This is a genomic window from Actinomyces sp. HMSC08A09 (assembly GCF_001807465.1).
GTDB classification, from domain to species: domain Bacteria; phylum Actinomycetota; class Actinomycetes; order Actinomycetales; family Actinomycetaceae; genus Actinomyces; species Actinomyces oris.
In genome coordinates, this window is the sequence record NZ_KV789093.1 from 94,129 (window position 1) to 114,240 (window position 20,112).

Genomic DNA, 20,112 nt, shown 5'->3' on the forward strand with positions numbered 1-20,112 from the left:
CCGGCAGCATCATCGGGCTCATCACCATGATGATCCAGATCATCTTCACCACCTACGAACTCCTCACTGCCAACCTGCAGGGGGAAGAGTACCTGGAGCTCGCGCTCCTTGCCCTTCTCATGATGATCGTCGCCCCGTTCGTCGTTGGCTTCGGGTGGGTCGTGACGTTCATCCTCGGTGTCATCGCCTGTATTCGGGCGAACTCCCGGACGCCTCAGGTCCAGCCCGACGGATGGGACGACGCCAAGAGCCCAACGTTGATGCTGCTGGTGGCGAGTATTGTGGCGGGGCTTCCCACCCTCGCCATTTATGTCGCTTGGTTCTCGGAGGGCTCGTCCGAGTCCGCTGTTACATCACTGCTTGTCGCCTGTGACCTGGTGGAGGTTCTGATCGCAGTGGGGTTCATCGTTCTGCTCCGCATGAGCAAGGCGCTGAACCCGGTGGCCTGAGCATCTCAGGCCCCGGGAACGCAGCCAGCATGATCTCTTCCCGGGCCCGATGAGAACAACGGGCGCTGCATCAGCTACTCATCCATCGCCCGTACGACGATGTAGTCAATATCCACCTGGGCCTGCGTGAAGCCCTCATGCTTGAGTCGCCCCCGGTGGATGCTTCCGCTGTGCGTGGTCAGGCAGATGTGGTAGGCGGCGTCGTCACCGAAGCAGGCATCGAACTCCTTCTGCGATGCTGAACGCAAGACCTCATGGTAGGGCTGACCGTCGAAGAGGAAGAGAATGCTCTCGGGGGTCTTCTCCATCCCGTAGGTGTGCCACTGGGTGAGATCGGGCCGCGGCGAGATCCCCAGGTTGCTTCCCTTGCCCCCCGCCTGGCCGTAGTGCACAGTCGACTCTGCGATGCCGGTGGCGCTGCCGCCGCCGTAGGTCTCCACGACATCGATCTCGCCCCCGTTGTCGTCGTCGTCCGCCCGCAACCAGATGCCGGCGAAGAGTCCCTCAGGCGACTGAGGGAAACGTGCCCTGGTCTCCAAGGAGCCGTAGACAAAGGAGAACAGCCCCTGCGTGGTGACAAAGGCCTGGTCGACGTAGCGCAGGGTCGGCTCCTTGTCGAAGCGGTTCTGGAAGCCCTTGAGGGGGGTGGCGCGCTTGCGCCACAGGACATGCCCGACACTGTTGCTGACGCTGTGTGTGTCATGGGTGAACACCCCCCAGTCGTAGCTGGCACAGGACTCGGGCTCTGAGCGGTTGTCCCGCCACCGTGACGGAGAGAAGTCCGATCCGTCAGAGAACTGCTCATTGAAGATGACGTTGCTGAAGTCGTAGGAGGACTCCGCAGCCGCTGCCTGCGAGGGGGAGGCGAGACTGGCGGCGGCCAGTCCTGCCCCGGCGCTGAGGCCGGTGATGATCGAACGTCGAGTGGGGAGTGTCATGAGGGCATTCCTTGCTTGAGAAGAAGTCACTGACGCAGCAGCAACACCGGACCGTACCTGCTCTGCGACATCGTTCAGCTCTCAATCGGGCTCAGATGGATCCGGCACTCACTTCTCAAGCTCTCGACATGTTGTGACGATCTCGCAGTCAGCGTCCGACGACGCCTGAGCATTGGGCTAAGACTAAACATTGTTACGGACAGTTTGTAGATGCGAAACACGTCCTGTTGCGATTGTCGTCAAGTGCTGAGCCGTTCCGCAGCCATTGGCGTGACCTTCGTCTCCGAAGGTCGTGCTGTGTGGGCAAGCACATCCCGCCTGAGGTGACGTACACTCGATGGCGACCAACATCCTTTAAGTCCGTCCAGAGAGGCGGGGAAGGAGGCCTGAAATGGCCGAAAGTTTGTCAGGCGCCTCTGGCGCACCGATCCTGGGCAAGGAGATCCTCGGACCTCCCGATATAGCCCGTTCCCTGTTCCGTATCGCGCACGAGATTCTGGAGCGCAACCACGGGACGCAGGACATCGTCGTCCTCGGGATCCCCAGTGGGGGAGCACCACTTGCGCACAGACTCGTCGAGGCGCTTGCTGTCGCCGCGGGAGAAGGGACGCAGTGGTCCGAGCAGGCACAGTCCTCCGCCAAGGTCCCGGTCGGCACCCTGGACATCACCATGTACCGCGATGACCTGGGACGTCACCCCATCCGTGTTCCCCGTCCCACGGAGATCCCCCAGGGGGGCATTGACGGCAAGGTCGTCATCCTCGTCGACGACGTCCTCTACTCCGGGCGCACCATCCGGGCCGCCCTCGACGCCCTGGGCGCCGTCGGCCGCCCCCGGGCCGTGCAACTGGCCACACTCGTGGACCGCGGACACCGGGAGCTGCCCATTCGAGCCGACTACGTGGGTAAGAACCTGCCGACCTCCCGCTCTGAGAAAGTCGTGGTGTCCCTGACCGAGCTCGGCGCCTCCACCGACGCCGTCACCATCGTCCCCGCAGACGTCCCCACTGAGCGTTCGAGTGAGCGCAGCAACCAGGAGGCCACCCGATGAAGCACCTGCTCTCCGCCAAGGACCTGACCCACGACGAGGCGGTCATGGTCCTGGACACCGCCGAGGCGATGGCCGCCACCCAGCGTCATGCGGTCAAGAAGCTCCCGACGCTGCGCGGCAAGACCGTGGTGAACCTCTTCTTCGAGGACTCCACCCGCACCAGGCTCTCCTTCGAGGCCGCCGCGAAGCGCCTGAGCGCCGACGTCATCAACTTCTCGGCCAAGGGCTCCTCAGTGTCCAAGGGCGAGTCCCTCAAGGACACCGCCCAGACGATCATGGCCATGGGGGCGGACGCCGTCGTCGTGCGCCACTCCGCATGCGGCGCCGCGCACCTGCTGGCCCACGCCGGCTGGATCGACGTGCCGGTCCTCAACGCCGGTGACGGCACCCACCAGCACCCCACCCAGGCCCTTCTGGACGCCATGACGCTGCGACGCTGGTACGTCCCCGGAGCGCCCGCGACAGCGGACGGCAGCCCCTGCCCGCAGGGGCGGGATCTGGAGGGCGCCCGCCTCATCATCGTCGGAGACGTCCTGCACTCCCGGGTAGCCCGATCCAACGTGGACCTCATGACGGCGCTCGGCGCCAAGGTCACGCTCGTCGCACCTCCCACACTGCTGCCCGTCGGTATGGACGACTGGCCCTGCGAGGTCTCCTACAACCTCGATGAGGCGATCGAGGAGATTCAGCCCGACGCCGTCATGATGCTGCGCATCCAGCGTGAGCGCATGAGTGCCGCAGGAGGGGGCTTCTTCCCGAGCCCTGCCGAGTACTCCAGCGTCTACGGCCTCACCTCCGCCCGTCGCCGGGCCATGCCGGAGCACGCGATCGTCATGCACCCCGGCCCCATGAACCGCGGCCTCGAGATCACCGCCGAGGCCGCCGACGACCCCCGCTCGCGCATCATCGAGCAGGTCGGCAACGGAGTCTCCGTCCGTATGGCCGCCCTCTACCTCCTCCTCGCTGACGAAGGGAACCAGCTGTGACCTCCCACCTCCTGACCGGTGTCCGCCCCTACGGCGAGGACCCCACTGACATTCTCATCACCGACGGCACTATCACCGCCATCGGCCTTGACGCAGCGGCGAAGGCCCCGGCCGATGTCCAGCGCCATGACCTGGACGGGCTCATCGCCCTGCCCGGGCTCGTCGATATCCACACTCACCTGCGCGAGCCCGGAGGGGAGTCCGCCGAGACCATCTACTCCGGTACCCGCGCCGCAGCCGTCGGCGGCTACACCGCCGTTTTCGCGATGGCCAACACCACGCCCGTCCAGGACAACGCCGGAGTCGTGGAGCAGGTGCTGCGGCTGGGCCGTGAGGCAGGCTGGGTGGATGTCCACCCGGTGGGCGCCGTCTCGGCGGGACTGGCCGGCGAGCACCTGTCCGACATGGGTGCCATGGCGGCCTCCGCCGCCCGGGTGCGGGTCTTCTCCGACGACGGCAAGTGCGTCTCCGACCCCGTCCTCATGCGCCGGGCCCTGGAGTACGTCAAGTCCTTCGACGGCGTCATCGCCCAGCATGCTCAGGACCCCCGCCTCACCGAGGGCTCCCAGATGCACGAGGGCGTCGTCTCCGCCGAGCTGGGACTGCGTGGCTGGCCGGCGGTGGCCGAGGAGTCGATCATCGCCCGCGACGTCCTGCTGGCCGAGCACGTCGGCTCGCGTCTGCACGTGTGCCACCTGTCCACCGCCGGCAGCGTCGGGATCATCCGCTGGGCCAAGTCCCGCGGCATCAATGTCACCGCTGAGGTCACGCCGCACCACCTCCTGCTGACCGATGAGATGGCCCGCACCTACTCCCCGCTGTACAAGGTCAACCCCCCGCTGCGCACGGCCGAGGACGTCGAGGCGGTTCGCGAGGCCCTGGCCGATGGCACCATCGACGTCGTCGGCACCGACCACGCCCCGCACCCGGTGGAGGACAAGGACTGCGAGTGGCAAGCCGGAGCCTTCGGCATGACTGGCCTGGAGACCGCACTGAGTGTCCTGATCGAGACGATGGTCGCCACCGGCCGCATGACCTGGCGCGACATCGCCCGGACCATGTCCTCCACCCCGGCCCGCATCGGCCGTCTGAGCGACCAGGGCTGCGAGCTCGAGGTCGGGGCCCCGGCCAACATCACGGTGATCGACCCCGAGGTGCGACGCACCGTCGACGCCTCCGCCCAGTGGACCAGCTCCACCAACACCCCCTACGCGGGGATGGAGCTGCCGGGACAGGTCATGGCCACCTTCCTCCACGGCCGTCCCACCGTGCTGAACGGCGCTCCCGTCGAGACACCCGCAGGCTCGGCTCATGCCTGAGCTGAGCCACCGCCCAGCCGCCCTCCTCGTGCTGGAGGACGGCTGGGCCCTGCGGGGCCGCAGCTACGGGGCTCAAGGGCGCACCATTGGAGAGATCGTCTTCTCCACCGGGATGACCGGGTACCAGGAGACACTGACCGATCCCTCCTACCACCGCCAGATCGTCGTGCAGACCGCGCCACACATCGGTAACACCGGGGTCAACGATGAGGACGCCGAGTCGGACCGTATCTGGGTGGCCGGCTACGTCGTACGCGAACCTGCTCGGCGGGCCTCCAGCTGGCGCTCCCGTCGGGAGCTGGAGGACGATCTGCGTGACGCCGGCATCGTTGGCCTCTGCGAGGTCGACACCCGGGCCCTGACCCGGCATCTGCGCGAGGCGGGCGCGATGCGTGGCGGCATCTTCTCCGGGGACGCCCTGCCTGCCGGAGGCACTGACCCCGGTGGTCCCAGCCAAGCCTGCATCGACATCTGCCTGGAGGCCGTGCGCAGTGAGCCGCCTATGAGCGGCCGCGCCCTGGCCGCCGAGGTGACCACTCCCTCCGGCTACGTCGTCGAGCCCACCGGACCGGCCGAGGGACACGAGCCGGTCGCGGTGCTGGTCGCCATCGACCTGGGCATCAAGTCCCGCACCCCGTGGCAGTTCGCCGAGCGCGGCGTACGCGTCCACGTCCTGCCCCAGTCCACGACTCTGTCCGAGATTCTTGCCCTCAGACCCGATGGCGTCCTGTTCTCCAACGGCCCCGGAGACCCGGGGACTGCCGACGCCGAGATCGAGCTCCTGCGAGGCGTCCTCGACGCGCGCATCCCCTTCTTCGGCATCTGCTTGGGCAATCAGCTCCTGGGACGTGCCCTGGGCTACGGCACCTACAAGCTCACCTACGGGCACCGCGGCGTCAACCAGCCCGTTGTCGACCGTGCCACCGGCAAGGTGGAGATCACGGCCCACAACCACGGCTTCGCCGTCGACGCCCCCATCGATGAGCCCTCCGTCGCCCCCTTCGACAACGGTCGCTACGGTCGGGTGGAGGTCTCCCACCTGGGACTCAATGACGGTGTGGTCGAAGGGCTACGGGCGCTGGACCTGCCGGCCTTCTCCGTCCAGTACCACCCCGAGGCCGCTGCTGGACCCCATGACGCCGAGCACCTCTTCGACCGATTCATCCGCCTCATGCGGGAGCACCGCCGGGGCCAGGACCGCGAGGACACGAACTGACATGCCTGTTCGCCCTGATATCAGCTCCGTCCTGGTCATCGGATCGGGCCCCATCGTCATCGGGCAGGCCTGCGAGTTCGACTACTCCGGCACCCAGGCCTGCCGCGTCCTGCGCGCTGAGGGAATCCGCGTCATCCTGGTCAACTCCAACCCGGCCACGATCATGACCGACCCCGATGTCGCCGACGCCACCTATATCGAGCCGATCACCCCCGAGGTGCTGACCACCATCATCGCCAAGGAACGGCCCGACGCCCTCCTGCCCACCCTGGGCGGGCAGACCGCCCTCAACGCCGCCATGAGCCTGGTCGAGCGGGGCGTGCTCGATGAGTACGACGTCGAGCTCATCGGCGCCTCCGCCGCGGCCATCAACGCCGGGGAGGACCGTGACGAGTTCAAGGACGTCGTCGAGCGTTGTGGCGCCGAGGTCGCCCGCAGCGTCATCGCCCACACCATGGATGAGTGCCGCGCCGGGGTCGATGCCCTGGGCGGATACCCGGTCGTCGTGCGCCCCTCCTTCACGATGGGCGGCCTGGGCAGCGGTGTCGCCTTCAATGACTCGGACCTGCATCGCATCGCCGGGGCGGGTCTGGCGGCCTCCCGCACCACCGAGGTCCTCCTGGAGGAGTCGATCCTGGGCTGGAAGGAGTACGAGCTCGAGCTCATGCGCGACACCGCCGACAACGTGGTGGTTGTGTGCTCCATCGAGAACGTCGACCCTGTGGGAGTGCACACCGGCGACTCCATCACGGTCGCCCCGGCCCTGACCCTCACCGACCGCGAGCTCCAGAGGCTGCGGGACATCGGCATCGCCGTCATCCGGGAGGTCGGGGTCGACACCGGCGGCTGCAACATCCAGTTCGCCGTCGACCCGGCCACCGGCAGGATCATCGTCATCGAGATGAACCCCCGCGTCTCCCGGTCCTCAGCCCTGGCCTCGAAGGCCACCGGCTTCCCGATCGCCAAGATCGCCGCACGCCTGGCCGTGGGGTACACGCTCGACGAGATCCCCAACGACATCACCGGCTCCACCCCGGCCTCCTTCGAACCGACCCTGGACTACGTGGTCGTCAAGGTGCCGCGCTTCGCCTTCGAGAAGTTCCGGGGCGCTGACCCCCGGCTCACCACCACCATGAAATCGGTCGGCGAGGCCATGGCGATCGGTCGCTCCTATACGGAAGCCCTCCAGAAGGCCTTGCGCTCTCTGGACAAGAAGGGAACCGCCTTCCACTGGGACGGACCGGCGCCCAGCCAGCAGCAGACCGCTGAGCTGCTGGAGTCCATCGCCGTGCCCACCGAGCACCGGCTGGTCGACCTCCAGCAGGCCGTGCGCGGTGGAGCCACCATTGCTCAGCTCCACGAGGCCACCCGCATCGACCCCTGGTTCCTGGACCAGATGCTGCTTCTTGAGGAGGTGGCCCAGGAGGTCAAGGGCGCGTCCGCGCTCACCGCGGACGTCCTGGCCCTGGCCAAGCGCCACGGCTTCTCCGACGTCCAGGTCGCCTCCTTGCGCGGCATCAGCGAGGACACGGTGCGAGAGGTCCGCCATGCCTTCGGCCTGCGGCCCGTCTACAAGACCGTTGACACCTGCGCCGCCGAGTTCGCCTCACGCACCCCCTACCTCTACTCCAGCTACGACCTGGAGACCGAGGTGGCATCCCGTGAGCGTGAGGCCGTCATCATCCTGGGCTCGGGGCCTAACCGGATCGGCCAGGGCATTGAGTTCGACTACTCCTGTGTTCACGCCGCGATGGCCCTGTCCGATCGCTACGAGACCGTCATGGTCAACTGCAACCCTGAGACCGTCTCCACCGATTACGACGTCTCCGATCGGCTCTACTTCGAGCCCCTGACCTTCGAGGACGTCATCGAGATTTACGAGGCCGAGCTGGCAGCCGGACCCGTGACCGGTGTCATCGTCCAGCTCGGTGGTCAGACACCGCTGTCCTTGGCGGCCAGGCTGGCCAAGGCCGGGGTGCCGATCCTGGGAACAAGTCCCGAGGCGATCGACGCCGCCGAGGACCGTGAGGCCTTCGGGGTCGTTCTTCAGCGTGCCGGTCTGCCCGCACCAGCGCACGGCACCGCTCTGAGCGACGAGCAGGCGCGCTCGGTCGCCCAGGGCATCGGCTATCCGGTCCTGGTGCGCCCCAGCTACGTGCTCGGCGGCCGCGGTATGGAGATCGTCTACGACGCCCAGGGTCTTGACGACTATCTCCAGCGCGCCGGTCTTGAGCCCGGCGGCGTCTACGGTACCGGGCCACTACTCATCGACCGTTTTCTCGACGACGCCATCGAGATCGATGTTGACGCCCTGTACGACGGCAGTGAGCTGTTCCTCGGTGGCGTCATGGAGCATATTGAGGAGGCCGGTATCCACTCCGGTGACTCGGCCTGCGTCATGCCGCCCATGACCCTGTCGGACACGGAGATCGCTCGCATCCGGCGCTCCACTGAGGCGATCGCCAAAGGTGTGGGCGTGCAAGGGTTGCTCAACATCCAGTTCGCCCTGGTCTCCGACGTTCTCTACGTCATCGAGGCCAACCCCAGGGCCTCGCGCACAGTCCCCTTCGTCTCGAAGGCATCCGGTGTGCAGCTGGCCAAGGCGGCGGCCCTCATCATGACGGGGGAGACGATCGCCTCGCTCAGGCGCTCCGGTCACCTTCCCGAGGCCGACGCCGCCGTCACCGATCCCGATGACCCGATCGCCGTCAAGGAGGCGGTCCTGCCCTTCAAACGGTTCCGTACCACCGAGGGTCGCGTGGTCGACACGATCCTGGGGCCGGAGATGCGTTCCACCGGCGAGGTCATGGGCTACGACGTCGACTTCCCGCGGGCCTTCGCCAAGTCCCAGGCCGGTGCCTACGGTGGCCTACCAGGAGAGGGAACGCTGTTCGTCTCGGTGGCCGACCGAGACAAGCGAGCCATCATCCTGCCGGTGGCTCGGCTCGCGGAGCTCGGCTTCACGGTCCTGGCCACGACCGGGACCGCACAGGTGCTGCGCCGCAACGGGATCGACGCCTTGGCGGTGCGCAAGATCAGCCAGGGCGTTGGCGACCACGGCGAGCAGACGATCGCCGAGCTCATCGAGTCCGGAGCCATCGACATGGTGGTCAACACCCCCAAGGGCCAGGGGGCCCGCGCCGACGGCTACTCCATCCGCGCGGCCACCACCGGTGCCGACCGTCCCATCATCACCACCGTCCAACAGCTCCAGGCAGCGGTCCAGGCCCTCGAGGCCCAGCTGCGCGGTCCCTTCCAGGTTCGCAGCCTCCAGGAGCACATCGCTGCCCGCCGATCCCGGCGAGGCTCGGTATCCGAGTCCCACCTCGTGGCCCCCGTTGACGACAAGGAGACCAAATGAGTTCCGCCGCCGCCCACCAGACCAGTCGACGCCCCTTCGGATCCCGCCTGGCCGACGCCATGGACGACCACGGCCCCCTGTGCGTCGGCGTCGACCCCCACCCGAACCTGCTCGAGGCCTGGGGCCTGGCCGACTCGGCCGCAGGCCTGCGGGACTTCGCCCTGCGGACCATCGACGCGGTTGGAGGACACGTGGCCGCCGTCAAGCCCCAGTCCGCCTTCTTCGAGCGTCACGGCAGCGCCGGCATCGCGGTCCTCGAGGAGACCCTGGCGGCCCTGCGCGACCTCGGCACCTTGTCCGTTCTCGACGTCAAGCGCGGGGACATCGGTTCCACGATGGCCGGCTACGCCCAGGCCTACCTGTCCGACGACGCTCCTACAGCCGCCGACGCCATCACCGTCTCGCCCTACCTGGGCTACGGGTCCCTCACTCCTGCACTCAACCTCGCCGAGGCCAACGGACGCGGCGTCTTCGTCCTGGCTCTGACCTCCAATCCGGAAGGAGTCGGCGTCCAGCACGCCGTCAACGGGGACCAGGCCGTGGCCGCCGGCATCGTGGAGGGCGTGACCGCCTCCAACGCCCAGGCCAGTGGCGAAGGCAGGCTCGGCAGCATCGGGCTGGTCATCGGCGCCACAGTCGGTGGGGCCGTGAGTGACCTGGGAATTGACCTGCAGCGCGCCAATGGTCCGTTGCTGGCGCCGGGCGTGGGCGCCCAAGGCGCTGGGCCGGCCGAGCTGGAGGCGGTTTTCGGGACGGCGCGCCGTCAGGTCCTGGCCTCCACCTCACGCGGGGTTCTCAAAGCAGGACCCTCCATCGACGAGCTGCGAAAGGCAGCGTCGGCATCCGCCTATGAGGCCGCAACAGCCCTGCGCTGAGTCTTCAGGTGCTGCAGCCCGCCTCGGATTGAGGGTGTGTGCGGAAACACGAAGTCGGTGGTGGAATATGGGCCCCTGCGAATGCGAGTGCACCCGGCCCGACTTATGCTCGTGGTGCGGGTCACTGGTATTCGACCGGGAGGAGACACACCATGACGCTTCCGACGCTGACACCCGAGCAACGGGCTCAGGCACTGGAGAAGGCGGCTGCGGCGCGATCGCATCGCGCCCGTATCAAGTCCGAGCTCAAGAGCGGCGAGCTCAAGCTCTCCGAGTTCTTCACCGCCTCAGAGACGGATGATGTCTTGGGCAAGATGAAGGTCAGAGCACTGCTCATCTCCCTGCCACGCGTGGGGACCACAACAGCTGATGCCATCCTCGCTGACGTGCATATCGCCGAGTCCCGGCGGGTGCGTGGGCTGGGAGCGAACCAGCGGGCGGCACTCGTGGAGCGCTTCGGCTAGGAAGGCCGCTTAGACGCTGGGTCGTGCCGACGGGTCCCGGTAGGCCATGATGTGGCCATGACCGACGTTGCTGCCACAGACCCGTCCGTTCCCGCTCTCGCCCGCTTGACCGTTCTGGCCGGCCCCACGGCGGTGGGTAAGGGCACTGTCGTCACCGAGCTGCGCAGACGCCATCCAGACCTGTTCATCTCGGTCTCGGCCACCACCCGTCGGCCTCGTCCCGGTGAGGTTGACGGCGTGCACTATCACTTCGTCAGCGATGAGGACTTCGACTCGCTCGTCGCCAGTGGCCAGATGCTGGAGTGGGCACTGGTCCATGGAGCGCATCGTTACGGCACCCCCCGGGGCCCGGTCCAGGACCGGCTCGATGCCGGATGCCCCGCACTGTTGGAGATCGACCTGGACGGTGCCCGGCAGGTGCGTCGGGCGATGCCTGAGGCCCGCCTCGTCTTCCTTGCGCCGCCGAGCTGGGAGGAGCTCGTCCGCAGGCTCGTCGGTCGCGGTACTGAGGATGCCCATGAGCAGGAACGGCGCCTGGCCACGGCCCGCACCGAGCTGGACGCGGCCGGCGAGTTCGACCACGTCGTCATCAACGACACCGTGGCGAGCGCCACCGCGGAGCTGGAGAGACTCATGGGATTGGGCAGTTAGAATAACGTGGCTCTGAACTATCGAGATTGAACCGGAGGCATGCACATGCTCGGAACCTCTCCCCAGCCCGAGGGCATCACCAACCCGCCGATCGACGACCTTCTGGAGAAGGTCGACTCCAAGTACGGGCTCGTGGTGGAGGCCGCCAAGCGCGCCCGCCAGATCAACACCTACACCCAGCAGCTCGAGGACAACCAGTTCGAGTTCTTCGGTCCGCTGGTCGACTCCGAGGTCGGCGAGAAGTCCCTGGGCATCGCTCTGCGTGAGATCGCCGAGGACAAGCTCGAGGTCATCCCCGGGGACGTGGCCCGAGCCCGCCGCGCCGAGGCCGAGGAGGCCCGTCGAGCCGCGGAGGCTGACATGTTCAGCGACATCTCGCTGGATGCCCCGGTGTCCCTCGAGGGCGGCGAGACTCCCACCAGCCTCGACGACATCCAGTTCTGAGCCTGGCTCGCCATGGACGAGCCGCACACTGCTGTGACTGAACGCGCCGTGACCGCCGTCGAGCGGCCACGGCGCGTCGTCGTCGGCGTTGCCGGGTCGATCGCCGCCTACAAGGCCCCTTTCGTCGTTCGACTGCTGCGTCAGGCCGGGCACGAGGTCAAGGTGGTGGCCACCGAGTCGGCGCTGAGGTTCATCGGTGCTCCGGCTCTGGCGGCGGTCAGTGGCAGGCCCGTATCCACCGGGGTCTTCGATGACCCGGCCGCCGTCGAGCACGTGGCCGTGGCCGAGTGGGCCGAGCTCGTCGTGGTCGCTCCGGCCTCGGCGGACCTGCTGGCGCGGGTACGGGCAGGACGGGCCGACGACATGCTCACCGCGACGATACTTACCTGCCAGGCCCCCGTCGTCCTGGCGCCGGCCATGCACACCCAGATGTGGGTCAACCCCGCCACCCGGGAGAACGTGGCAGTGCTGCGTGAGCGTGGTCTGACGGTCATCGAGCCGGACAGCGGGCGCCTGACCGGCAAGGACTCCGGAGTGGGCCGGATGCCCGAACCCGAGCAGATCGTGTCGCAGGCCCTGGCCGCCCTAACACATGCCGCCGCCGGGTTCGCGGGAGCGCAGGAGGCCTCGGGGGAGGGCGACAAGAGTCTGCAAGGACGGCACGTCGTCATCTCGGCCGGCGGTACACGTGAGCCCATCGATCCGGTGAGGTACCTCGGCAACCGCTCCTCAGGACGCCAGGGCTGCGCACTGGCGGCGGCCGCTGCCGAACGGGGAGCCCGCGTCACCCTGGTGCAGGCGCACGTGGCCTCCGACCTGCTCAAAGCCCTGCCTGCGCAGGTGAGCGTTGTTGCGGCCGGTACCGCCGCGGACATGCTCCGTATCGTGCGCGATGCCGCCCGCGACGCCGACGCCGTCATCATGGCTGCCGCCGTCGCCGACTACCGGCCCGTCACCGTGGCCACCACCAAGCTCAAGAAGCAGGCACCCTCCGGAGTGGAGAACTCCGGAGAAGCGGCCAGGTTCACCAGGTCCACGATGTCCGCCATGTCCATTGAGCTCACCACCAACCCGGACATCCTGGCCGGGTTGGTGAGCGACCCACCTCGGCCCGGCCAGATCATCGTCGGATTCGCCGCCGAGACCGGGGACGAGAACGGTGACGTGCTCTTCCACGGTAGGGCCAAGGCCCGCCGAAAAGGGGCGCACCTTCTGGCGGTCAACGCGGTGGGGGAGGAGCTCGGCTTCGGAGACGTCCCCAACGCCGTCGTCGTCCTGGATGCCCACGGCACTGAAGTCGCGCGTGGACAGGGCAGCAAGATGGACGTCGCCCGCCTTCTCATCTCTCTGACCGCTGACCTGGTGAATGGGGCCTGAGGGCCGGCTTCTGCATTTTCGTGGGTAACGCCACGACGGATCAGTTCCGGCGGTGACTACGATGGGCGCGTGAGTTCCTCCTTACGTCTGTTCACGTCCGAGTCGGTCACTGAAGGTCACCCGGACAAGATCTGCGACCGTGTCTCTGATGCGATTCTCGACGCCATTCTCGAGCAGGACCCCACCGCGCGCGTCGCGGTGGAGACCATGGTGACGACCGGCCTGGTGCACGTGGCCGGAGAAGTCACGACGGAGAGGGCCTACGTTGAGATCCCTGAGATCGTTCGCCAGGAGATCTCCGCCATCGGCTACACCTCCTCAGATGTCTGCTTCGACGCTCGCTCCTGTGGTGTGTCGGTATCGATCGGGCAGCAGTCCGCGGACATCGCGGCGGGGGTCGACAAGTCCCTTCAGGCCCGTCGGGACGACACGGACATCGATCCTCTCGACCTGCAGGGTGCCGGAGACCAGGGGCTCATGTTCGGCTACGCCTGCGACGACACCGCGGCCCTCATGCCCCTGCCCATCCATCTGGCTCATCGTCTGGCGGAGCGTCTGGCCTTCGTGCGCAAGCAGGGCATCGTCCCGGGACTGCGCCCCGACGGCAAGACGCAGGTGACGATCGGCTACGACGGCCAGCGCCCGGTGAGCCTGGACAACCTGGTCATCTCCACCCAGCACGACGCGGACCGCACTCGTGCCTGGCTGACCGACGCTCTGCGTACGGAGGTCATCGAGCCGGTGCTGGCCGCCCAGGCAGAGGCCGGTACCGAGCTCGACACCGCCGACACCGATGTCCTCATCAACCCCTCGGGACAGTTCGTCATCGGTGGTCCGGCAGGTGACGCCGGCCTGACGGGACGCAAGATCATCGTGGACACCTACGGCGGAATGGCCCGTCATGGCGGGGGCGCATTCTCCGGCAAGGATCCCTCGAAGGTGGACCGCTCCGCCAGCTATGCCATGCGCTGGGTCGCCAAGAACGTCGTCGCAGCCGGACTGGCCAGAAGGTGTGAGATTCAGGTGGCCTACGCCATCGGCTCCGCTCACCCCGTGGGCGTCTACGTGGAGACATTCGGGACGGCGGCCGTTCCTGAGGAGCGCATCATGAAGGCCGTCAACGAGGTCTTCGATCTTCGTCCGGCCGCGATCGTGCGCGATCTCGACCTGCTGCGTCCCATCTACCGCGCCACCAGCTCCTACGGCCACTTCGGGCGTCCCGGCTTCAGCTGGGAGGCCACCGACCGTGTCGAGGCCCTGCGCCAGGCCGTCTGAGTCCCGCGTACTCGGGGCGGGAGACTACCGAGGGGTTGTATGGCAATCGGCTACGACGACGCCGCTTCTGCCTCCGGTGAGTCGGATGGCCCCGCACGTGGTTACGGCGTCAGCAGGCAGGGTGAGCTGCTGGAGCTGCCGGAGCCCGGTCAGCGCACAGTGACGGTGGCCGGGGTCCGTGACCCCGTGGCCAGGGTTCTCCTGGACTCCCCGGTGCCGCACCTCGACCGCACCTTCGACTACCTGGTTCCTGCGGCGATGGCGCAGCAGGCCCTGCCTGGCACCCGGGTCATGGTTCGCTTCGGTGAGCAGGAGATGCGCGGATGGATCTGGGAGCGAGGGTCCACGACCACCCATATCGGCCGGCTCTCGGCTCTGCGGCGAGTGGTCTCCGACCTCCCGGTCCTGCCGGAGGGCTCGCGTCGACTTATCGAGGCCGTCGCCTCCCGCAGCTGCGGAACACGCTCCGACGTCATCCGTCTTGCGGTTCCGGCCAGGCACGCCACCACGGAGAAGGCTGAGAGAGACAAGGTTCCCCTCGACCTTCCCACCTGGGAGCCGCCGTCCTCGAGTGAGCTCAGCTGGCAGCCTTACGACGGTGGTGAGGAGTTCGTGCGCCGCTTGGCCCACGGTGAGGCTCCACGCGCGGTCTGGTCCGCTCTGCCGGCGCAGGTGCGGCCGGTCGAAGCACGTTCGTCGGACGACGACGGCAGGCCCGTCCCGGTGGTCTCGCCGTGGCAGCTGTGCCTGGCCCAAGCCGTCCAAGCCACCTTGGCGAGCTCTCGCGGCACCGTCATCGTGGTGGCGACGACCCATCAGGCTGAGACCCTCGCCGCCCGGCTCAGGCGCGACCTGGAGGGGGAACCGGTGGTGGTGCTCTCGGCCGAGCACGGTCCGGCGCGCCGTTATCGGGCGTTCCTGGCTCTCCTGCTGGGGCGAGCCCGGGTGGTCGTCGGCACCAGGGCGGCGGCCTTCGCCCCGGTGCACCGGCTCGGGCTGGCGGTCGTCTGGGACGACGGGGACAACCGGTTGGAAGAGCCTCACGCCCCCTACAGTCATACGCGCACGGTGCTCGCCCTGCGCTCGACGTTGGATGGAGCCGGCCTACTCATCGGTGGATTCAGCCGCTCCGTGGAGGCGCAGTCGCTCGTCGAGCAGGGATGGTGCCAGAATCTGGCGGCTCCACGGCACACTGTGCGCGGCGTTGTGCCTCGTGTGGAGGTCCCTGGCCCGGCTGAGCTGGACCGGGAGGGCGCGTCCGGGGCGGCCCGGCTCCCGTCGCTCGCCCATCAAGCACTGCGACGCGCCCTGCAGGACGGGCCGGTTCTCATCCAGGTGCCGCGCGCAGGCTACGCGCCGTTGGTGGCCTGCGCCCGGTGCCGCGAGGCCGCTCAGTGCACTGTCTGCGGCGGTCCACTGGCGATGGACCAACGGGGTCGCACCTCCTGCCGTTGGTGTGCACGTACGGTGGGCCAGTGGAACTGCCCCGAGTGCGGCGGCCATGGACTGAGGATGGCGACGGTCGGTTCCACCCGGACGGGTGAGGAGCTGGGGCGGGCCTTTCCGGGTGTCCCCGTGGTGGTCTCTGGAGCACGGGAGACCCACGGTGTCATCGACGAGGTAGACGACGCGCCACGTCTCGTGGTGGCCACGCCCGGGGCGGAGCCGGTCGCCGAGGGCGGATACCGGGCCGTCCTACTCCTCGACGGCGCCGCGCTATCCTCCCGTCCCGATCTTGGTGCTGCCGGAGAGGCGTTGCGCCAGTGGTCCAATGCGGTGGTGCTGGCGGCGCCGTCGGCCCGCGTTGTTCTTCTGGGAGGCCCGGAGCCGGTGGCGGCACAGGCCCTCGTGCGATGGGACCAGGTGGGATTCGCACGCAGAGACCTTCTGGAGCGGGCCGACCTGCACCTACCGCCCGCATGGCGAGTGGCCCGCTTGGACGGGCCGGTACGCAGCGTGGAATCCCTCCTGGCTCAGGCCGAAGCCGATGGCTTTGAGGTGCTCGGCCCGGTGGCACCACCGCCTGTTCACGGTCAGGTGCTCCCCGGCGCGGCCAGAGCCCTGGTACGCGCTCCGCTGTCACATGGCAAGGCGCTTGCCACCATGCTCAGGGTACGACTGCGCGACCGATCAGCCCGCCGCGAGGAGCCGGTTCGTGTTGAGCTCGATCCCACCCGTTTGTGGTGAGGGAACCGTGAAGATGCAAGGGGAGAGAGGCAGACCCGCTCGGACGGCTCACTAGTCAGCGGTGCTACCCGTCACCACTGTGACCGGCGACGTGGAGGGAGAGCCATGAGGAGACGTAGCGCTCAGCGTGTCACCAGGCGCCTGGAAGGGTGGCATGCCATGGGCCAGGGAGATGAGATCCGTCAGTAGCCCCGCGGCGGTGGACTTGACGTTCCACCCCTCACTGAGCGCGGTGACCGCAGCACCATCCACGATAGCGATGACCATCTCCGGTTCGAGCGGGCTGTCGAGCTGACGCAGCACCCGGCGCAGTGCGGCATTGAGACGTTGCCGCCCCTGACGGTAGGCGTGCTTCACTGGTGATGCCTGGCTGGCTGAGATGAGCTGAAGATAGTGCCCGAAGTAGCCGCCATGGGCGGGAAGAGTCGCTTGGAGGATGAACCGCACCCGTTGGGGGACGTCCGGAACGCCCTTGAAGGCCTCCACCCGGTCGGCGACGTGCTCCGCCCGAGACGCCCACAGTCCGATGTTGACCAGACCCGCCTGATGGAGGAGATCCTCCAAGCCGTCGAAGTAGTAGGTTGTCGCAGACAAGGAGCACCCGGCTCGCTTGGCGACACTGCGGTGGCTGATCGCGGACGGTCCTGACTCACGGATGATGGCCGCCGCGGCTTCGATGATGGTCTGACGACGGTCCTCACCTCGCGGGGTCACTCGCGATTCTGTGCGAGAGCCTGCGGGTACGGACACATCACTACTCGCTGCCTCTCCAGCGTCATGTCCATCAGTACGAGCCATACCCATCATCTTACGACGACAACGCGTTGAAGTCCGTAACAAGACGGTGATAATGACCTCGTGGCAAGCAGTGTCTATTCAACTCGTCGTCAACTGCTCTCAGTGAGTGGGTCAGACTTCGGGGTGAGCCTGCTCCTCAGTCAGCTCCGACCCATGAATCGCACGAGAACGGAAGATTGCCACCATGGCGATCAGCGCGATCACCGTGAGATAGACCGCAGGTGCCAGGGCGGAACCGGTGACCTTGATGAGCCATGTGACAATGAACGGTGTTGTTCCGCCAAGAAGCGCATTGGCTCCATTGAAGGATAGGGCAAATCCCGAGTAGCGCACGTTGGTCGGGAAGGACTCAGCCAGGAAGGTGGCCAGAGTTCCATCATTGGCCGTCAACGCTATAGCGAACACGATCTGACACAGGATGACCACGGCGAGCATGCCCGCAGCCTTCGTCATCACAACGAACAACGGAATCGTGAGCACAATGAACGCGACGCAGGCGGCGATGAGCATCCGACGACGCCCAAAGGAGTCCGACAGGTGCCCCATGAGGAAGATCGCCGCAATGTACACGAACAGCATCACTGAGGTAGCCAGAGTGGAAGTGTCCTGGGAGAATCCGAGCTCTTCGTGAACATACGTCGGCATGTAGGTGAGAAGCATGTAGAAGGCGACGGCGTTGAGGCAGGAGACTCCAAAGGTAATGAGGGTCTCATGCAGGTGGTCTCGCAGCAGCAGCCGCAGCGGTTCGGACCAGCTGGCGGCCTTCTGCTCCTGCGGCATCTCCGCGCGCATCTCCTGGTATGCGGGGGAGTCCTCCAAGTGCACCCGGATGTAGCGGCCGATGAGCCCCAGCGGCCCTGCCAGAAGGAAGGGAACTCGCCACCCCCAGGTGTTCATGGCATCGTCGCTGAGGACCGAGAACATACCGGTCACCATGAGAGAGCCGGCAAGGAGGCCACAGGCGGTAGAAGCCGGAACCAGCGACGTGTAGGTACCACGCCGAGCCGGAGGTGCGTACTCGGCAAGGAAGGTTCCGGCACCCGCGTACTCGCCGGAGGCGGAGAATCCCTGAATCATTCGCAGGACAAGGAGGCTCATGGCGCTTGCCATGCCGATAGTCGCGTACGTGGGAAGGAGACCGATGAAGAATGTCGATCCGGACATGATAAGAATCGACCAGGACAGTGCCCAACGGCGTCCCCAACGGTCTCCCCACGCCCCCCATACAACGGCGCCGATCGGGCGCAGAATGAAGGACATCGCGAATACTGCATATGTCGAGAGCAGCTGGACTGATTTATCTGCCTCTGGGAAGAAGGCGTGACCAATGACGGTGACCAGGTATCCGTACGAGGCGTAGTCGAACCACTCAATGAAGTTTCCGATGAAGCTCGCCTTCGCTGCACGCCTCAGTGCGAGACTTCGTTCTGAGTCCAGATGATGGTCTTTCGTGCTTCCTGAGTGGGAGGTGTTCATAGCCTATGGCTCCGGCTCGGTGGATGTCGACGATGACGTAATGGTCATCCCAAGGTGAGACATTGATGACTCTACATGTGATCCTGTCTGCCCGCTGGGAGTTGGCGCAGGCAGACAGGATCACAGGAGGATCAGGACGTGGAGGCGCGTGATTTCCGGGCGATGGCATCCACGATGATCGGGGCCAACCCACCGCCGACAATGAGCAGTCCGCCGATCATCCCCATGGGGGTGAGCTTCTCGCCCCAGACGAGCAGGCCGCACAGAATGGCGACCGGACACTCCCAGTAGGAGATCGTCGAGTACTCAACGGCGGGCAGGTTGCGCCCTGCAACGACCAGGAATCCCAGCGCGAAGAGGCCGCAGACGAGGAAGAGGGCCACTGCCCACATCCAGTTGGTGGCGGTGAAGGTGGAAATGCCGTGCCAAGGACGCAAGACGATGGACATGACCAGCGTTGCGCAGGCGGCCCAGAAGAAGTTCCACACACCGCGGACGATCGAATCGACATCCTTGCGGTACCCGTAGAAGAACAGTGCCAGACCGTAGAATATGCCGGACAACAGACCTAAAAGATCCCCTAGGCTCTTCTGAGGGAACTCTGGAGTTGTGGCCGACAGATCCAGTCCGAAAGTCAGACTCCCGTTCTTGAAGTCGATGATTCCAATGGTCAGCAGCATTCCTATGAACACGAGCGACAGGAAGATTCCGGAGAGCACGCTGATCTTCTCTTTGCGGAAAATGCGTGCGAGCAGTGCGCAGAACAGAGGTCCCGTGTAGATGAGGAAGACGGCGTTGGAAATGGTCGTCATCAATGTCGAGGAGATGTAGCACCCCAGGGACAGGCCGATGCTGACCCCTCCCAGGATCACAGTGGTGCTCAGGCGGGTGCTCTTGAACAGCCCGGCCTTCCCGGTGAAGATGAGGATAAGAATGAACCCGAGTAGTCCGACGCTCATGCGGCCGAAGGCCAGGAACGAACCGATGACGGACTTGTCGGCGTGAGCGAGGCCGGCGGTCGTACCACGACTGATGGTGCCGACAAGCCCCATCCCGGTGGCGGAGAGAAGCATGGCGATGGCGCCCAGCTTCTTGTTCATGACGTACTCTGTGACAGAGGATTCAGTGGACGATGTCTGTGACATGGCAGTTGTGTCTCCTGAGTTCTCCCCCGGCGTGCGCGACGGACCGGCATCCTTGCCAGGTCTCGCGCGGTCAGGAGGGCCTTCCCAGTCCTATGGAGCG

The 20,112-nt window shown here is 66.5% G+C and carries 17 protein-coding genes; 13 read left to right on the top strand and 4 right to left on the bottom strand.

Annotation, left to right across the window (positions count from 1 at the left end):
- Nucleotides 1–449, top strand: a 449-nt coding sequence (locus HMPREF3165_RS03175) for a hypothetical protein (RefSeq protein WP_256274867.1), incomplete at its 5' end; no start/stop codon positions are given.
- A 74-nt stretch (nt 450–523) separates the two neighbouring features.
- Here the strand turns inward: HMPREF3165_RS03175 and HMPREF3165_RS03180 are convergent.
- Complete coding sequence (locus HMPREF3165_RS03180) at nt 524–1,387, bottom strand: glycoside hydrolase family 16 protein (protein WP_070510755.1); 864 nt, start codon at nt 1,385–1,387, stop codon at nt 524–526.
- A 391-nt stretch (nt 1,388–1,778) separates the two neighbouring features.
- On the opposite strand from HMPREF3165_RS03180, the gene pyrR reads away from it, so the two are divergent.
- The 12 genes from pyrR (at nt 1,779) to HMPREF3165_RS03240 (ending at nt 16,593) form a co-directional block, all read left to right on the top strand.
- Nucleotides 1,779–2,438: a bifunctional pyr operon transcriptional regulator/uracil phosphoribosyltransferase PyrR gene (gene pyrR / locus HMPREF3165_RS03185; RefSeq protein WP_070510757.1), complete on the top strand. Its 660-nt coding sequence runs from the start codon at nt 1,779–1,781 to the stop codon at nt 2,436–2,438.
- Nucleotides 2,435–3,424 carry an aspartate carbamoyltransferase catalytic subunit gene (locus tag HMPREF3165_RS03190; RefSeq protein WP_070510759.1) on the top strand — a complete coding sequence of 330 codons (990 nt, stop codon included), beginning with the start codon at nt 2,435–2,437 and terminating at the stop codon, nt 3,422–3,424. The genes pyrR and HMPREF3165_RS03190 overlap by 4 nt, the downstream gene beginning before the upstream one ends.
- Nucleotides 3,421–4,743, top strand: a complete 1,323-nt coding sequence (locus tag HMPREF3165_RS03195; RefSeq protein WP_070510761.1) for a dihydroorotase — start codon at nt 3,421–3,423, stop codon at nt 4,741–4,743. Before HMPREF3165_RS03190 ends, HMPREF3165_RS03195 begins: the two co-directional genes overlap by 4 nt.
- Nucleotides 4,736–5,959 carry a glutamine-hydrolyzing carbamoyl-phosphate synthase small subunit gene (gene carA / locus HMPREF3165_RS03200; RefSeq protein WP_070510763.1) on the top strand — a complete coding sequence of 408 codons (1,224 nt, stop codon included), beginning with the start codon at nt 4,736–4,738 and terminating at the stop codon, nt 5,957–5,959. The genes HMPREF3165_RS03195 and carA overlap by 8 nt, the downstream gene beginning before the upstream one ends.
- A 1-nt stretch (nt 5,960) precedes the next feature.
- Nucleotides 5,961–9,320 (top strand): carbamoyl-phosphate synthase large subunit, encoded by a 3,360-nt coding sequence (gene carB, locus HMPREF3165_RS03205; protein WP_070510764.1) that lies wholly within the window; start codon nt 5,961–5,963, stop codon nt 9,318–9,320.
- On the top strand, nt 9,317–10,195 hold the full coding sequence (gene pyrF, locus HMPREF3165_RS03210) for an orotidine-5'-phosphate decarboxylase (RefSeq protein WP_070510766.1): 879 nt from the start codon (nt 9,317–9,319) through the stop codon (nt 10,193–10,195). Before carB ends, pyrF begins: the two co-directional genes overlap by 4 nt.
- Before the next feature lie 152 nt (nt 10,196–10,347).
- Nucleotides 10,348–10,659 carry an integration host factor, actinobacterial type gene (gene mihF, locus HMPREF3165_RS03215; protein ID WP_009406210.1) on the top strand — a complete coding sequence of 104 codons (312 nt, stop codon included), beginning with the start codon at nt 10,348–10,350 and terminating at the stop codon, nt 10,657–10,659.
- Nucleotides 10,660–10,716: 57 nt separating this feature from the next.
- Nucleotides 10,717–11,310: a guanylate kinase gene (gmk, locus tag HMPREF3165_RS03220; RefSeq protein ID WP_070510768.1), complete on the top strand. Its 594-nt coding sequence runs from the start codon at nt 10,717–10,719 to the stop codon at nt 11,308–11,310.
- 45 nt (nt 11,311–11,355) lie between these two features.
- A complete protein-coding gene (gene rpoZ, locus HMPREF3165_RS03225) occupies nt 11,356–11,754 on the top strand; it encodes a DNA-directed RNA polymerase subunit omega (protein WP_009405492.1) in 399 nt (132 codons plus the stop codon).
- Nucleotides 11,755–11,766: 12 nt separating this feature from the next.
- A complete protein-coding gene (coaBC, locus tag HMPREF3165_RS03230) occupies nt 11,767–13,131 on the top strand; it encodes a bifunctional phosphopantothenoylcysteine decarboxylase/phosphopantothenate--cysteine ligase CoaBC (protein WP_070510770.1) in 1,365 nt (454 codons plus the stop codon).
- A gap of 69 nt (nt 13,132–13,200) precedes the next feature.
- Nucleotides 13,201–14,406, top strand: a complete 1,206-nt coding sequence (gene metK, locus HMPREF3165_RS03235; protein WP_004564862.1) for a methionine adenosyltransferase — start codon at nt 13,201–13,203, stop codon at nt 14,404–14,406.
- Nucleotides 14,407–14,445: 39 nt separating this feature from the next.
- Nucleotides 14,446–16,593: a primosomal protein N' gene (locus HMPREF3165_RS03240; protein ID WP_083303168.1), complete on the top strand. Its 2,148-nt coding sequence runs from the start codon at nt 14,446–14,448 to the stop codon at nt 16,591–16,593.
- A 51-nt stretch (nt 16,594–16,644) separates the two neighbouring features.
- Here the strand turns inward: HMPREF3165_RS03240 and HMPREF3165_RS03245 are convergent, their stop codons facing one another.
- From HMPREF3165_RS03245 to HMPREF3165_RS03255, 3 genes are all read right to left on the bottom strand, one after another.
- Nucleotides 16,645–17,307 carry a TetR/AcrR family transcriptional regulator gene (locus HMPREF3165_RS03245; protein WP_083303169.1) on the bottom strand — a complete coding sequence of 221 codons (663 nt, stop codon included), beginning with the start codon at nt 17,305–17,307 and terminating at the stop codon, nt 16,645–16,647.
- Nucleotides 17,308–17,502: 195 nt separating this feature from the next.
- Nucleotides 17,503–18,867: an MFS transporter gene (locus HMPREF3165_RS03250; RefSeq protein ID WP_070510772.1), complete on the bottom strand. Its 1,365-nt coding sequence runs from the start codon at nt 18,865–18,867 to the stop codon at nt 17,503–17,505.
- Nucleotides 18,868–18,998: 131 nt separating this feature from the next.
- Nucleotides 18,999–20,012, bottom strand: coding sequence for a DMT family transporter (locus HMPREF3165_RS03255; RefSeq protein WP_070510774.1), 1,014 nt, complete (start codon nt 20,010–20,012; stop codon nt 18,999–19,001).
- Nucleotides 20,013–20,112: the final 100 nt, after the last annotated feature.